Origin of the sequence: Maritalea myrionectae DSM 19524, from assembly GCF_000423365.1 — a bacterium.
GTDB classification, from domain to species: domain Bacteria; phylum Pseudomonadota; class Alphaproteobacteria; order Rhizobiales; family Devosiaceae; genus Maritalea; species Maritalea myrionectae.
In genome coordinates, this window is record NZ_AUHV01000003.1 from 21,386 (window position 1) to 34,526 (window position 13,141).

The following is a 13,141-nucleotide window of genomic DNA, read 5'->3' on the forward strand; positions in this document are numbered from 1 at the left end:
TGAGCTAAAGTGCACTTATGGTCACGATTCATCGCCTCCCCGCCCATTGGGCAGCCTCAATGCTCCTTGCCATCGGTCTGTTAGGATCAACTGCGCCCGCATTCGGCCAGGAGAGTGCGCCAGTGCCTCCCCCTCGCCCTGCAGACATTGGCGACAGCGGTGAAACAACACCTGACGAGCAGCCCGCGGCAACGGGCACATCAGTTCCGGTCGTCACCAACGTGCCAAAACCCGGCAAACCGCAACCCGTCACCATCGCCGCGAAAATCGCGGAAGATGGTGAAATCATTCCGCAAGGGATCGTGTGGCGGGTCTACAGCACAACACCCAACGCAAATGGGGAGTTGGAGCTTCTCGACAAGTCGGAAGAAACCCCTGCAATCTTTAGCCTGTCCCCTGGGCAATATGTGGTGCACGCCGCCTATGGGCGTGCCCAAGCCTCAGACACGGTGACTGTAGAGCCCGGCCCGAATCAACTCGATATCATCCTCGATGTCGGTGGTTTAAAGCTGAATGCCGCCATTTCTGGCGACATCAATATCCCGGACCGTTTTTTGCGCTTCAACGTCCACACCCGTGACGCCGAAGGACAATCCGTGCTGGTTGCCCGAGCCGTCCAGCCAAATCAACTTTTGCACCTGAACTCCGGCACCTATTCGGTCACCTCTTATTTCGGCAGCATCAATGCCACTGCTAAGGCTGATTTGCAGGTCCGCCCCGGCCAGCTCACCGAAGCTACGCTTTATCACAAAGCCGCCCAAGTCACCTTTAAGCTGGTCTCAGAGCCAGGTGGCGAGGCGATTGCTGATACAAGCTGGATTGTGAAAACCCCTTCGGGCGAAACCGTTTATGAGGAAGCAACTGCATTTCCGGCCACCGTTTTGGCGCAAGGTGAATATATTTTGCTGGCCCGACTGGGCGACCGAGTGTTCAACCGCGAATTCGAAGTGTTGCCTGGCCTGCCGCGCGAAATCGAAATTATAACGCAATAGTCGATCCAAGATCGATGCATGTGCGTATCCTTCTCAACCTATGGAGAAGACAATGCGCACACGCCACCTGTTTCTAGCAACCCTGCTCAGTTTCTTTGCGATCGCCACACCTGTTCTGGCGCAACAATTCCCGACCATCGCATCCAAAGACCTGAATGAGCGGGCTGTTACCCTGCCGCAGGATTTCGCCGCGAACCGCTCCCTGCTGTTCATTGCTTTCGAGCAGGAGCAGCAAACCGACGTCAACACATGGCTGCCTTTTGCGGAGCAACTGGAGCAAAATGGTCAAGCAAAGTTTTATGAATTGCCAGTTTTGCCTTCGGCACTGCGTCTTGCTGGTGGCTTTATTCAAAATGGCATGCGCTCTGGCATTCCATCACAAGCAACGCGCGCCAAAACCATCACACTTTACACAAATGTGTCGCGGTTTAGAGCAAATCTGGGATTGGGGCCAACCAATCAAATCTATGCTGTGGTGATCGATCGTACGGGGAAAGTTTTGGCTGTAGAAAGCGGCGCATATTCTGAAGCAAAAGCTCAAAAACTACGCGCCGCTCTATAAAACTATGCCAAATCAGGCGGCGTTGCCTCTTTGGCCAGGGCCGCGACCGCCTCGTCGACGCTGACGACCTTTTGCCCTTTTTCGCCGAGGCGACGAATGGAGACCGTGCCTTCTTCGGCTTCGCGCTCACCAAGCACAAGAATGGCTGGCACTTTCTGGGTCGAATGCTCGCGCACCTTATAGTTGATCTTTTCATTGCGGAAATCGGTCTCAACCCGAAGGCCCGCCGCTTTCAGCTTTTCAACAACCTTCATGGCCGCAGGATCAACATCTGAGATGATGGTCGCAACAACCGCCTGGGTCGGGGCCAACCACATCGGCATACGGCCAGCATGGTTTTCGATCAAAATGCCGATAAAGCGCTCCAACGTGCCAAGCACTGCGCGGTGCAACATCACCGGGCGTTGGCGCGAGCCATCTTCAGCTATGTAAGAGGCGTCCAAACGCTCAGGCAGAACGAAGTCGAGCTGCAAGGTGCCACACTGCCAAGACCGACCAATAGCATCTTTCAAATGGAACTCGAGCTTAGGTCCATAAAAGGCGCCCTCACCTTCGGCGATCTCAAACTCGCGGCCAGTTGCCCGCAACGCATCGCCCAGGCCTTTTTCAGCTTGATCCCAGGTCTCATCGCTACCCGCCCGCGTGTCAGGGCGTGTCGCCAACAAGATTTTGACTTCGGTAAAGCCCAAATCCTCATAGACAGAATCGAGCAACGCACAAAAGGCTTCAGTTTCTGAAGTGATTTGATCTTCACGACAGAACACATGACCATCATCTTGCGTCATTTGCCGCACGCGCATCAGCCCGTGCAACGCACCATGCGCTTCATTCCGGTGGCAGCAGCCAAACTCAGCAAAACGCAATGGCAAATCGCGATAGGATTTGATGCCCTGATTGAAGACCTGAATATGCGCAGGGCAGTTCATCGGCTTCAACGCCATCAGTTTGGAATCAGGCGCCACATCCAACTGTTCAGCATCAGAGGCAAATTCCAAATCCGGCACCACAAACATGTCCTCACGGAACTTGCTCCAGTGGCCAGATTTTTCCCACAATTTGCTGTCCATCAGCTGCGGGGTCTTGATCTCTTTATAACCAGCAGCATTCACCTTGCGACGAATATAGCTTTCCATCTGATTATAGATGTTAAAGCCTTTTGGATGCCAGAACACCGACCCCTGCGCCTCTTCCTGCAAATGGAAAAGGTCAAGCTCTTTACCCAGCTTGCGGTGATCGCGCTTTTCAGCTTCTTCGATCATGTGCAAATAGGCTTTGAGTTGCTTTGGGTTGGCCCAAGCAGTGCCATAAATGCGCGACAACATCTTGTTGTTGCTGTCCCCGCGCCAATAGGCACCAGCCACTTTGGTCAGTTTAAAGGCCACACCAACATCTTTGGTGCTGCGCATATGCGGACCACGGCACAAGTCAAACCATTGACCTTGCTTATAGATTTTCAGGTCTTCATCGCCAGGAATGGCATCGATCAGCTCGACTTTATAATCTTCGCCTTTGGCCGCAAAAACGCGCTTGGCTTCCTCGCGGTCCCAAACTTCCTTGGTGAACTCCGCACCGCGCTCGATAATTTGAGCCATTTTCTTCTCAATGGCTTCAAAATCTTGCTCGGTAAAATGCTGATCACGTGCAAAGTCGTAATAAAAGCCATTTTCAATTACCGGGCCGATGGTCACTTGAGTGTCCGGCCACAGCTCTTGCACGGCCTCAGCCAACACGTGTGCACAATCGTGGCGGATCAATTCCAGCGCAGCTTCATCATCGCGCTGCACAAACTCAATCGCCCCATCCTGCTCAAACGGGTCAGAAAGATCGGTCAGCACGCCATCGACGCGCATGGCAACGGTTTTTTTCGCCAATGACTTTGAAATAGATTCAACAATCGTGGTGCCGGTGGTACCGCGAGGATATTCTCGAACTGCACCATCAGGAAACGACACATTGACCATGATCATTTTCTCCACTTCATATAAGTCAAATTGCCATGCCACATCATGCGGCATGATCCGTCAAAGAGGTTGCTTTAGCATGTTTTGAAATTATTTCCAGCGCCCAAAGCGCCAAGGGGCATACCATTTTGCCTTTTTTGGCAAAGATTCGGGCACAGGATCAAATCCATCCGTACCGCCGGGTCGGCAGCGATAGATGCGCGCCGCGCCCATCCAGCCGCCGGGCCAAAATCCATATTGCTTGATCGCCAACAGCGTAAATTCGGAGCAAGACGGCGCATGGCGGCACGTTCGACCCATAAAAGCGGAAAGCGTATAGCGGTAAAGTGTAATCAAGCCAATCGCGAGCCAGCGAAAAGGGAAATCAATAATCCGACCGATCAGCCTCAAAATGCTCACGCGCTTTTCGCCTGTAATTCAATTTGATCCAGCGCGTCACAAATCGCGTCAAACACCAGCATTACAGAGGCGTGCCGCTGCGGAAAATCTTTGACGGGTTGCAAATATTTCAGGTCGGCAAACCGACCGCTGGGCGGCGGTCCATCTTCCTTCAGCATCGAAAGCATTTCAGTGCGCACCAAGCGCAACTCATCTGCCGTGGCCCCCAGAATATGACGCGCCATAATTGACGCGGCTGTTTGGCCCAACGCACAAGTTGCAACCTCATGACCATAAGCCGCAACAACCCCATCGCGCACACTCAAATCAATCTCAATCGTGGATCCACACACGCGTGAGTGCCGACGCGCGCTCGCGTCCGGTGCGTCCAGACGTGGCAAGTCCGGCAGATTGCCTGCATATTCGAGAATTTTTTGATTGTAGATATCGCCAAACGACATTGTGAACCTATTCGCGCGCTAGAACACTTGTTTCTTATAAGATAAGCATCATATATTGCGCTTCAAGCAAAACCAAGCCAGTGCCCGGTCTTTCACTTTGGCGTGTGAAATGAGTAAACCGTTCAGTCTCTGGTCCCGTATATAAGGTCGACGCCATCAGGAGATGATCATGGATGCGACCATAAAATCTATAAGAAAAGACCTCCCGACAACCAAATCAGTTGTTCGCCCCACCCGCGATGAGGCAGAGCAAGCCGTGCGTACCCTGCTGGCATGGGCTGGCGAAGATGTAACGCGCGAAGGTTTGTTGGAAACCCCAAAACGTGTGGCAAAAGCCTATGAAGAATTCTTCGAAGGCTACACTTTGGATGCGGAAGAAGTGCTCAACAAAACATTCCGCGATGTTGGCGGCTATGATGACATGGTGCTGGTGAAGGACATTCCATTCTTTTCACACTGTGAGCACCATATGGTGCCCTTCGTCGGCAAAGCACACATTGCCTATCTGCCAACGGACGCCGTCGTTGGGTTGTCCAAACTTGGCCGCGTCACCGACGTGTTCGCCAAGCGTTTTCAAACCCAGGAAAACCTGACCCAGCAAATTATCGATGCGATCAATGATAATCTCAATCCTCGGGGCGCCGCTGTGATGCTTGAGGCAGAGCATATGTGCATGTCCCTGCGCGGCGTGAAAAAGCACGGCGCGACAACCCTGACGCAACGCTTTACCGGCGTTTTTGCCGAAGAACCGAAAGAGCAGGATCGCTTTTTCCACCTCTTGGCGATGCAAAAATAAGCGCGATCAAGTCTGGCATTCCTCATAGGCGCTGTTTATAACGTGCCTATGAGCAAACTGACCGATCCAAAAAACCTTTCCAAAACCGAACTTGAAGCAGGCACCTCTTTCGCGCCCCGTTTCGACGCGAACGGACTAATTCTTGCCGTTGTGACTGATGCTGAATCAGATGCGATTCTGATGGCCGCCTATATGAATGAAGAGGCGCTGCGCCTCACCTTCAACACAGGCTTCGTTCACTTTTTCTCCAGATCGCGCAATAGCTTATGGAAAAAAGGCGAATCATCAGGCGAACTGCTCGAATTCGTGGAAATGCGTGTCGACTGCGATCAGGATATATTGCAAGTGCGTGCCACCCAGCGCGGCGCTGGGGCCGCCTGCCACACGGGCCGCAAAACTTGTTTTTATCGTGCGGTCGCCATGGACGATGATGGTTTTTCGGTCAAAGATTTGGGCATCAAACCGCTCTTTGACCCCAATGAACGCTACAAATAACCGTTAGAACAATCGCCGCTCTAACCACGCCACGGCAAAAAATCCGGCAACAAAGCCTGAGATGTGCGCTTCCCAGGCCACATTGGCGCCTTCCATGCCCATCAATTGCGGAAACACGCCAAACAAAACATTCACGCCCATCCACACAGCAGTGAACCCAACTGCGCGTTGGTCTTTCAACAATTCTGAAGGTGTGGCCAGCCGACGCCCCAAAATACGCACCTCGCCTGTTTCTTCATCCACTTCCTTGATCAGCGGTTGATACATAAAGCGCAACGCGCCCCCCATTAGGGCGGATACGGCACCAGACGCGCCAATCAGAATCGCGACAGAATTATAGTGCACCAGCAAATAACCGATCACACCGCCAACGAGCCCCAACCCAAACACGACAGCAAAGCCAAACGGGCCATATCGACGCGCAATTGGTGTCCCGAAAACCGCCAGCCATAATACGTTGAATATGAGGTGCATCCAGTCTGCGTGAAGAAAGCCGTGCGTGAACGGTGTCCAGAACAATGCGCCAACGCCACCGGGCATTTCCGGCGCAAATTGCAGCCGCAACGGCGCAAAGCCAAATGTTAACAAAAACCGGTAAAATGACTCCTCGGACAGAATCAGGTTGGCGCTTAGATGCAACAGAACCAGAAAGATGATCAGTGCCGTGACCGTGGGCGGTAAATTCACTATTGGGGGATTTCCGCCTGATTCCTGCGGGTTTTGATCATCTTGTGGATTGTTCATGTCGACTCCAAACCGTGTAACTGCCCGTTTATGCCCGCTATTTTCGAATTTTTCCACACCTTGCCCACCGCGTTAACCTTAATAAACGTTTAAGGGCGATTTTTCCGTTTGTTTGAGTCACATTGGCCTCAACTTACAAACCAAAAAAAGCGGCGTCTAAATTCTCATCAGATTTGACGAACCAGTGGGGCGAAACGAGACCATGCAAAAGCTAAGCACGCGCACACTTTATAATTACTGGAACAATCTACGGGGAACCCGCAGCGCACCTGAGCGTCGCGACGTGGACCCTACTAAGATTCGTCATGCGCTGGCCAATACCTTTATTCTGGAAGCCGACAAATTGGGCACTGCGTTCAATTTCCGTCTGGCTGGTTCCCACATTTGCTCTGCTTACAATCGCGAGTTGAAAACACGTCCTTTCCTCGATTTGTGGCGCCGCAAAGACCGCGATGCTATTGAGACATTGATTAAAGCTGTGACAGATGATCACGCTGCAGCGCTTGTGACCTTCACCGGCACCAGCCAACATAATCATCCCCTCTCCTTTGAGAGCATTTTGCTGCCATTGCGGCACAATGGGGCCACAAACACCCGCATCATCGGCGCCATTACCGCTGTTGAAGAACCATATTGGTTTGGTACCCATCCCATCATGGATCAAAAAATCACAGGCTTGCGCCTGATTTGGCCAGACGATCATCCAACTGATCTCTCCGGCCGCGATATGCAAGCTGACGTGGCGCCTGAAAATGATCTTGTCGATTTGCAGGAAAATTATGGCGGCTCAGTGTCTGTATTCGGTCGTTCAGCACGCCGATATCAGCACCTCGCGGTGATCGACGGCGGCAAGCAATAGTTTTTCGAACAAATTCAACTCACTAACACTCGGTTAACTTAAAACCGGTATGGTTTATCCACAGTCGTACTTTTGTGGATAATCTTGTGAGTATGTTGAACGCGACCGCTCAAAATCTGGACACTCATATAGCCAACAGCTTTGATGCATCTCGCTTTCAAAGCGTAAAGGTATCGCTTTTGGGGCGCTATATGCTGGAAGACCGGCGCGAATTCCCATGTCAAATCATCGAGATGTCACCTGGCGATGCCCATGTCATTGCCCCGGCCAGCGGCAATGTCGGCGAAAAAATCATCGCTTATCTCGATCACATTGGTCGCATCGAAGGCACAATCATTGAGCTGATTGACGGGGGCTTTCATATGGAAGTCAACGTTTCGGCCCGTAAACGTGACAACATTGCCGCGCAGCTCACCTGGTTTGCCAACAAAGACATTCTCAACCTGCCAGAAGATCGTCGGCATGATCGACAGGTGCCGGATATTCGCCATTCCAGCATCATTTTGGACGATGGCCGCAAGTACAATTGTAAAATCATCGATATTTCATTGTCCGGTGCGGCGATTGAAATCGATGTGCGCCCGCAAATGGGCACGCCGGTCACATTGGGCCGGATGCGCGCCCGCGTGGTGCGTCACTTTGATGATGGCATCGCGGTAGAATTCTCTTCCGTGCAAGAAGTCTTCACCGTTGTGCAGCGGAACTTGCACACCAACTAACAAAGATCAAAACTCAGTTTTTCGACCATGCCCCGCAGCCCCCGCTGATCGGGGCTTTTTCATGATTAACAAGCGTTGAATCTAATGGTTCAACCTTGATTTAAAACCCAACGTTTTTTTTCGCGAGGCCGAAAAGTCTCTTCTTCATTCTGCTCTCTGTCAGGGAGATTTGAAATGAAGAACTTTTACGCCACCGCGCGAAACCTATTATTGGCCATTAGCGTCTTGCCGACCTTGTGGGCGGCACCCGCACTGGCCATCAGCGAAGACCAGGCATTTGTGCTTGATGTACGCGAAACCACAATTCCAATCGGACATGCTCAATTTTGCCAATCCCGTCCAAACGAGTGCGGTCAAAATTCAAATTTGGTCACTTATGAAAATCTAAGCCAATCCAAATGGGATGAGCTGTTGCAGGTCAACGCGCACTGGAACAACGCAATCCGCCCGATCAACGATATTGATCTCTACCAAACCGAAGAGTTTTGGACATATCCACGCGAATATGGCGATTGTGAAGATTATGTCCTGGCCAAACGCCGCAGCTTGATTGAGCGCGGCTGGGCCCCGAGCACCTTGTTGATCACTGTGGTGAAGCAAGCCAATGGCGAAGGCCATGCGGTGCTCACCGTGCGCACAGATCGCGGCGACCTTATCTTGGATAACCAAGAAGGCTTGATCAAAGTCTGGAGCCAAACAAATTACACCTACATCAAGCGTCAATCTCAGCAGCATCAGGGCCGCTGGATGGAGCTTGCAGACAATCGTGAGGTTATCCTCGCGTCACGCTAATTCGGCCACCCTTCCAACCCCTGACACTCTCGGCCGAATAGAAGGGTCAGCTTCCCCGAGCTGGCCCTTCGCCTATTCTGAGGTCAAATCGCTGGCAAAGAGCGTTGCACGTTCAATATAGCGCTCCGCCTGATCAAGACGGTCCGCCATGCTGGAAGGTTCAAGCGTCTTTTTCACCCGCCCCGGTTGCCCCAGCACAACGGAAAAGGGCGGCACCTTTGTGCCTTCAGTTACAATGGCCCCGGCCCCGATGATGCTCCCCTCACCGATTTCAGCCCCATTCATCACAATGGCCCCCATGCCAACCAAAACACCACGCGCGAGCGTGCAGCCGTGTACGATGGCGCTATGGCCCACCGTACAATAATCGCCAATGATGGCTGGAAAACCGGGATCGCAATGCACGACAGCATTGTCCTGCACATTGCTGCCCTCACCGATCGTGATCTGGTCCGCATCGCCGCGCAACACAGCGCCAAACCAAATGCTCGAATTTGTCGCCGCGGTGACCTTGCCGATCACGCTGGCGCTGGGCGCAACAAATACGGAGTTGATCGTGGGGCTGTCTGCACCCAATTGATAGATGGGCGCCATGGGCTTAAGCCCCGATAACACTCAAAAACACGCTGAGCGCCAACAAGCCAGTAATAAAGCTCCATCCAAACGCGATAAACGCTGAGAGCAAAACGCCGCTCATCGACAAAGAGCTCTGCCCTTCACTACGCCAACCCATATGCAGCATGATCATCGGGCCGCAAAAAAAGCTCATCGCCAGATGGCCAAATGCGCCCAGATAGCTTTCACCATCGAACCGCAATATCGCCTCTTGCTTGAACACAAGCTGGTACAAATAGGTGCCAATACCAGAAACCGCCAACCCGACACCAACAATGTAAAGTGCAATTAAAAACTCAATGGACATCGCTTCCCCGCTTGCATTTTGGCAATTTCTTAACGTTTTATTAAACATATTTCCGCCTACATCAAAAGTCACGTCTCAAACACGCGCATGGTTAATGCCGAAAGATGGAAGTTGGCTCGCAAGAATAGTAAAAAACAGCAGCAAAACCAAAGCGTTGTCATGAACACCTTGTTCTTGATGGCTCTATTGTCGATTTTAGGCCTGGGGATAATTTACGCGATTGATGCCCTGGAACCCGAAAAAGAGCGGGTTGATCCCAACTTTATTGCAGAAAAACGTCAGGTCACCTTGGGCTTTGGTGAAGTTTACGTGCCGCAAAATTGGCTGGCGTCCACATTGGACGACACGCAGCGTGCGTTAGAGAGCCTGGAACTGCTGATTCCCATCCAGCTTGAGACTGAAGTGGCCGAGATCAATGTCGATTTGGTGCCCGCCAGCCGCACCACCCCCAGCGCCTATTTGCTTGATGCGCTGTATATCCACCGCTTTTCATCTGATCCGGCCACGTACCAATACGGCCTCGTCGGCAGACGCCTAAAAGATGGTGAGGGCTATAAGAATGAAAGCGTGTGGTATGATCCATTGCGGCCACAACCCTTTGTCGCCAAATGTGTGGAACCACTAGCGGAAGAGTTCAAAGCGCCAAATTGTTTGGAAACAAAACTTGTGAACAAACGGGTCGCCGCGATCATCAAGTTCCCAGAGCAATATCTGCCCCAGTGGAAAGAGTTTGACGCACAAATGCGCGCCAAACTGAAAATACTGACAAAGGCAGATTAGCCTGCGACTTCGTCCAAATCGATGTCCAGAATTGCCATTTGGAAATTGAACGAGCGCTCGCCCTCATCTTCATCCAAATACATAACGCCGATAAACTCTTCACCGAGATAAACTTCGGCTGAATCTGTCTTTTTCGGACGCGCTTTTACCAGCAATTGCGGATTGCCAAATTTCACCCGCAGATATTTTTGCAGGTTTTCCAACTCTTCTTTTGTCATGATGCACTCCGCTTGTTCATTTCGATGGGCAAGATAGCCAGTTTTGCCCGCGCCTCAACCTGTGGGCGCGCTTTTTTGCAAACTATCCTCACCTTCCACAAATATATGGAATTGTTTTTGCCAGTTTGGACCAGTTTGCCGCCAAAGTGACAGATGTGTGGAGACATGGCCATTCTGATTAGGCATTTTAAAGGCAAGGCACAAACTGTCAGGCGCCCCCTGCTCACACCACATGAGCTCGACGGCATCAGCCTGCGCCCCTTGTGTTTGCACAAGATCGGCAAATTCCGCACCGTCCAGCGCGTCGCCTTTTGTGTCAAAGCTCACAAAGTCAGGCGCAAACAGATCCGCAACAGCGTCTGTTTGGGTCAAAAATGCCTGCTCTTTGGCCCACACGGCCTGTGCAGGTCCCTCATTCACACGCGCGTCCATCCAGACTGATCCTTAGTTGGGCCCATCTGTTAGCATCTGATCCATGCGCAAGGCAGGCTCAGCGCAGCCGGCTTCGCCAACCACTTTCGCTGGCACACCCGCCACTGTCATGCATTTCGGCACATCTTTAAGCACGACGGAACCTGCCGCCACCCGTGCGCAATTACCGATCTTGATGTTGCCAAGAATTTTTGCCCCGGCCCCGATCATCACGCCAGAACCGATCTTCGGATGCCGGTCGCCATCCTCTTTGCCCGTGCCGCCCAACGTCACCGCATGAAGGATCGAAACATTGTCGCCCACAACCGCCGTTTCGCCGATCACAAGGCCCGTGGCGTGGTCAACCATGATGCCGGCACCAATGCGGGCCGCCGGGTGAATATCCACCTGAAACACTTGTGATATGCGGCTTTGCAAATATTGGGCGAAATCTTTGCGCCCTACTTTCCAAAGCTCATGCACAAAACGGTAAGACTGAATGGCGTGAAACCCTTTGAAATAAAGCAAAGGCTCTACAGCACGATGCGTGGCGGGATCACGCTCAAGCGTAGCGGCCAAATCCGTCCGGAAATAATGCGCCAGCTTTGGCTCTGCCTGCAGCATATCCTGAAACGCTCGATGGATGATCGACGACGAAACATCGGCATGTTCCAACAGCTCTGAAAGGCGATAAGCCATTGCTTCTTCAAGACTATTGTGGTTCAGCACATTGGAAATCACAAAGTTTGAGAAGGCGGGCTCATCGGCCATGATTTGTCGCGCTTCGGCGCACACATCGTGCCACACCGGGTCAACAATTCTGGGTTTCTCATCGCGGTTTAATTTACCAGCCATAGCCATTTCCAATTCGTTATGCACAATCGTTGGTCTTACCCAACTGGGTAGACCCGAGAAAAGAAGTTTAGCACACCTTCTTTAAACTGTTTATCCCCAGTCGCGCGCATGTGATCGCGCCCTTCAATCACAAGACTTTCGCCTTTGTCCATCAACGCGGCCAATGGTTCGGGGCGTCCGCCCACTTCGTCATCACTGCCCACAGCAACCAAAACGGGCACATCGATTTTAGCCACATCTTCTTGTGAAATCTTTTGCCGCGACGAGCCCATGCAAGCCGCCAACGCCTTCAAATCGCTCTTGGTATGCTCAGCGAAAATCCGAAACGTACGTCCCGTGCGGTCTTTCACTTCATCCAAGGTTGGAGCGAGCAAAGCATCAACAATCGTGGTTGAATTACTCATACCCACGGTCATGCGCTCACCCAAACCACCAAACACGGCACAGGCGATTTTATCCGGCGCTGTCATCGACACATAGGCTGAAATGCGCGCGCCCATGGAATAGCCCATAATCGCAACTTGCTTCACACCCAGATAGTCGATCAAATTGATAGAATCTTTCGCCATCTCACTTGAGGGATAAGCCGCTGTATCATAGATTTTTTCAGATTTGCCATGTCCACGATTGTCGATGGTGACAACGCGGTATCCTGCATCCACCAGTTCTTCGACCCAACCGGTATCAACCCAATTCACTTTGCCATTGGAGGCAAAGCCGTGCACCAAAAGCACCGTTGGTCCTTCCCCATAGATGGAAAATGCAATCTCGTAGCCCTCAGATGTAAATGTCGGCATCCCGCTTCAATCCTTATTCGTCCAGCCCAAGCAAAACTTTGTGATTTCTCACCGTCTTTGCACTGGTTTTTTTCAAACGAGTTCGTTAATGTCCGCCACACTTAACCTCTCGCATTCAATTGGGCAATGAGTCTGTAAGACAATGGCAAATCAAATCACACCACATTTTCAGAACAGCATGGGCGTCGCTAAAATCGAGATCGGCACCAAAGAGTTTAAGTGCATCGGCGCGCTGCCACCTTTTGACCACCCGCATGTTTATTTGGACATGGGCAACGAAACTGAAATCGTGTGTCCTTATTGCTCCACCCACTATGTGTTCAATGCTGAACTGGATAGCGCTGCGGCGTCACCCGCAGAAGCGGCTTACAATAAGAAGTCGGCCTAACCCACAAAAAT

At 51.8% G+C, this 13,141-nt stretch carries 19 protein-coding genes; 9 read left to right on the plus strand and 10 right to left on the minus strand.

Features of this window, described 5'->3' with window-relative positions:
• Positions 1-17: 17 nt before the first annotated feature.
• Both G549_RS19210 and G549_RS0105970 read left to right on the plus strand, forming a co-directional pair.
• Entirely contained in the window at positions 18-992 is a 975-nt protein-coding gene (locus tag G549_RS19210) for a hypothetical protein (protein WP_169449615.1), read from the plus strand.
• A 52-nt stretch (positions 993-1,044) separates the two neighbouring features.
• Complete coding sequence (locus tag G549_RS0105970; protein WP_027834263.1) at positions 1,045-1,554, plus strand: hypothetical protein; 510 nt, start codon at positions 1,045-1,047, stop codon at positions 1,552-1,554.
• A 2-nt stretch (positions 1,555-1,556) separates the two neighbouring features.
• Here the strand turns inward: G549_RS0105970 and thrS are convergent, their stop codons facing one another.
• From thrS to G549_RS0105985, 3 genes are all read right to left on the minus strand, one after another.
• Positions 1,557-3,515, minus strand: coding sequence for a threonine--tRNA ligase (gene thrS, locus G549_RS0105975; protein ID WP_027834264.1), 1,959 nt, complete (start codon positions 3,513-3,515; stop codon positions 1,557-1,559).
• 90 nt (positions 3,516-3,605) lie between these two features.
• Positions 3,606-3,914 (minus strand): membrane protein insertion efficiency factor YidD, encoded by a 309-nt coding sequence (gene yidD / locus G549_RS0105980; RefSeq protein ID WP_156905499.1) that lies wholly within the window; start codon positions 3,912-3,914, stop codon positions 3,606-3,608.
• Complete coding sequence (locus tag G549_RS0105985) at positions 3,911-4,354, minus strand: iron-sulfur cluster assembly scaffold protein (protein ID WP_027834266.1); 444 nt, start codon at positions 4,352-4,354, stop codon at positions 3,911-3,913. Before G549_RS0105985 ends, yidD begins: the two co-directional genes overlap by 4 nt.
• A 169-nt stretch (positions 4,355-4,523) precedes the next feature.
• Between G549_RS0105985 and folE the strand changes: the two genes are divergently transcribed.
• Together folE and hisI are read left to right on the plus strand one after the other, a co-directional pair.
• Positions 4,524-5,150 carry a GTP cyclohydrolase I FolE gene (gene folE, locus G549_RS0105990; RefSeq protein WP_027834267.1) on the plus strand — a complete coding sequence of 209 codons (627 nt, stop codon included), beginning with the start codon at positions 4,524-4,526 and terminating at the stop codon, positions 5,148-5,150.
• 48 nt (positions 5,151-5,198) lie between these two features.
• The gene (gene hisI, locus G549_RS0105995) at positions 5,199-5,645 is read left to right on the plus strand and encodes a phosphoribosyl-AMP cyclohydrolase (RefSeq protein ID WP_027834268.1); all 447 of its coding nucleotides are present in this window, start codon (positions 5,199-5,201) and stop codon (positions 5,643-5,645) included.
• Positions 5,646-5,648: 3 nt separating this feature from the next.
• On the opposite strand, the gene G549_RS19215 is transcribed toward hisI, so the two are convergent.
• On the minus strand, positions 5,649-6,389 hold the full coding sequence (locus G549_RS19215; RefSeq protein WP_051213491.1) for a rhomboid family intramembrane serine protease: 741 nt from the start codon (positions 6,387-6,389) through the stop codon (positions 5,649-5,651).
• Positions 6,390-6,591: 202 nt separating this feature from the next.
• Here G549_RS19215 and G549_RS0106005 point away from each other — a divergent pair, with 202 nt between their 5' ends.
• The 3 genes from G549_RS0106005 (at position 6,592) to G549_RS0106015 (ending at position 8,759) form a co-directional block, all read left to right on the plus strand.
• Positions 6,592-7,248 (plus strand): PAS domain-containing protein, encoded by a 657-nt coding sequence (locus tag G549_RS0106005; RefSeq protein ID WP_027834269.1) that lies wholly within the window; start codon positions 6,592-6,594, stop codon positions 7,246-7,248.
• 92 nt (positions 7,249-7,340) lie between these two features.
• Positions 7,341-7,967 (plus strand): PilZ domain-containing protein, encoded by a 627-nt coding sequence (locus G549_RS0106010; protein ID WP_051213492.1) that lies wholly within the window; start codon positions 7,341-7,343, stop codon positions 7,965-7,967.
• 174 nt (positions 7,968-8,141) lie between these two features.
• On the plus strand, positions 8,142-8,759 hold the full coding sequence (locus tag G549_RS0106015) for a transglutaminase-like cysteine peptidase (RefSeq protein ID WP_027834271.1): 618 nt from the start codon (positions 8,142-8,144) through the stop codon (positions 8,757-8,759).
• 72 nt (positions 8,760-8,831) lie between these two features.
• On the opposite strand, the gene G549_RS0106020 is transcribed toward G549_RS0106015, so the two are convergent.
• Both G549_RS0106020 and G549_RS0106025 read right to left on the minus strand, forming a co-directional pair.
• On the minus strand, positions 8,832-9,353 hold the full coding sequence (locus tag G549_RS0106020; protein WP_036221574.1) for a gamma carbonic anhydrase family protein: 522 nt from the start codon (positions 9,351-9,353) through the stop codon (positions 8,832-8,834).
• A gap of 4 nt (positions 9,354-9,357) precedes the next feature.
• On the minus strand, positions 9,358-9,681 hold the full coding sequence (locus G549_RS0106025) for a DUF6949 family protein (protein WP_027834273.1): 324 nt from the start codon (positions 9,679-9,681) through the stop codon (positions 9,358-9,360).
• A gap of 159 nt (positions 9,682-9,840) precedes the next feature.
• On the opposite strand from G549_RS0106025, the gene G549_RS0106030 reads away from it, so the two are divergent.
• Positions 9,841-10,461 (plus strand): hypothetical protein, encoded by a 621-nt coding sequence (locus tag G549_RS0106030; RefSeq protein ID WP_036221580.1) that lies wholly within the window; start codon positions 9,841-9,843, stop codon positions 10,459-10,461.
• Here the strand turns inward: G549_RS0106030 and G549_RS0106035 are convergent.
• The 4 genes from G549_RS0106035 to G549_RS0106050 are packed head-to-tail and all read right to left on the minus strand — an operon-like array spanning position 10,458 to position 12,742.
• The gene (locus G549_RS0106035) at positions 10,458-10,679 is read right to left on the minus strand and encodes a DUF3126 family protein (protein WP_027834275.1); all 222 of its coding nucleotides are present in this window, start codon (positions 10,677-10,679) and stop codon (positions 10,458-10,460) included. The genes G549_RS0106030 and G549_RS0106035 overlap by 4 nt on opposite strands.
• Positions 10,680-10,733: 54 nt before the next feature.
• Positions 10,734-11,111, minus strand: coding sequence for a hypothetical protein (locus G549_RS0106040; RefSeq protein ID WP_027834276.1), 378 nt, complete (start codon positions 11,109-11,111; stop codon positions 10,734-10,736).
• Positions 11,112-11,123: 12 nt separating this feature from the next.
• Positions 11,124-11,951, minus strand: coding sequence for a serine O-acetyltransferase (gene cysE, locus G549_RS0106045; RefSeq protein ID WP_036221583.1), 828 nt, complete (start codon positions 11,949-11,951; stop codon positions 11,124-11,126).
• Positions 11,952-11,980: 29 nt separating this feature from the next.
• The gene (locus tag G549_RS0106050) at positions 11,981-12,742 is read right to left on the minus strand and encodes an alpha/beta fold hydrolase (protein WP_027834278.1); all 762 of its coding nucleotides are present in this window, start codon (positions 12,740-12,742) and stop codon (positions 11,981-11,983) included.
• Positions 12,743-12,884: 142 nt separating this feature from the next.
• Between G549_RS0106050 and G549_RS0106055 the strand changes: the two genes are divergently transcribed.
• On the plus strand, positions 12,885-13,130 hold the full coding sequence (locus G549_RS0106055) for a zinc-finger domain-containing protein (RefSeq protein ID WP_027834279.1): 246 nt from the start codon (positions 12,885-12,887) through the stop codon (positions 13,128-13,130).
• The last annotated feature ends 11 nt before the right edge of the window (positions 13,131-13,141 follow it).

Coding starts and splice junctions, on each gene's coding strand:
- G549_RS19215 (WP_051213491.1), bottom strand. CDS start 6,389: ATGAACAATCCACAAGATGATCAAAACCCGCAGGAATCAGGCGGAAAT.
- folE (WP_027834267.1), top strand. CDS start 4,524: ATGGATGCGACCATAAAATCTATAAGAAAAGACCTCCCGACAACCAAA.
- G549_RS0106050 (WP_027834278.1), bottom strand. CDS start 12,742: ATGCCGACATTTACATCTGAGGGCTACGAGATTGCATTTTCCATCTAT.
- G549_RS0106010 (WP_051213492.1), top strand. CDS start 7,341: ATGTTGAACGCGACCGCTCAAAATCTGGACACTCATATAGCCAACAGC.
- G549_RS0106055 (WP_027834279.1), top strand. CDS start 12,885: ATGGCAAATCAAATCACACCACATTTTCAGAACAGCATGGGCGTCGCT.
- G549_RS0105970 (WP_027834263.1), top strand. CDS start 1,045: ATGCGCACACGCCACCTGTTTCTAGCAACCCTGCTCAGTTTCTTTGCG.
- G549_RS0106015 (WP_027834271.1), top strand. CDS start 8,142: ATGAAGAACTTTTACGCCACCGCGCGAAACCTATTATTGGCCATTAGC.
- thrS (WP_027834264.1), bottom strand. CDS start 3,515: ATGGTCAATGTGTCGTTTCCTGATGGTGCAGTTCGAGAATATCCTCGC.
- hisI (WP_027834268.1), top strand. CDS start 5,199: ATGAGCAAACTGACCGATCCAAAAAACCTTTCCAAAACCGAACTTGAA.
- G549_RS19210 (WP_169449615.1), top strand. CDS start 18: ATGGTCACGATTCATCGCCTCCCCGCCCATTGGGCAGCCTCAATGCTC.
- G549_RS0106005 (WP_027834269.1), top strand. CDS start 6,592: ATGCAAAAGCTAAGCACGCGCACACTTTATAATTACTGGAACAATCTA.
- G549_RS0106040 (WP_027834276.1), bottom strand. CDS start 11,111: ATGGACGCGCGTGTGAATGAGGGACCTGCACAGGCCGTGTGGGCCAAA.
- G549_RS0105985 (WP_027834266.1), bottom strand. CDS start 4,354: ATGTCGTTTGGCGATATCTACAATCAAAAAATTCTCGAATATGCAGGC.
- G549_RS0106035 (WP_027834275.1), bottom strand. CDS start 10,679: ATGACAAAAGAAGAGTTGGAAAACCTGCAAAAATATCTGCGGGTGAAA.
- G549_RS0106030 (WP_036221580.1), top strand. CDS start 9,841: ATGAACACCTTGTTCTTGATGGCTCTATTGTCGATTTTAGGCCTGGGG.
- G549_RS0106025 (WP_027834273.1), bottom strand. CDS start 9,681: ATGTCCATTGAGTTTTTAATTGCACTTTACATTGTTGGTGTCGGGTTG.
- cysE (WP_036221583.1), bottom strand. CDS start 11,951: ATGGCTATGGCTGGTAAATTAAACCGCGATGAGAAACCCAGAATTGTT.
- G549_RS0106020 (WP_036221574.1), bottom strand. CDS start 9,353: ATGGCGCCCATCTATCAATTGGGTGCAGACAGCCCCACGATCAACTCC.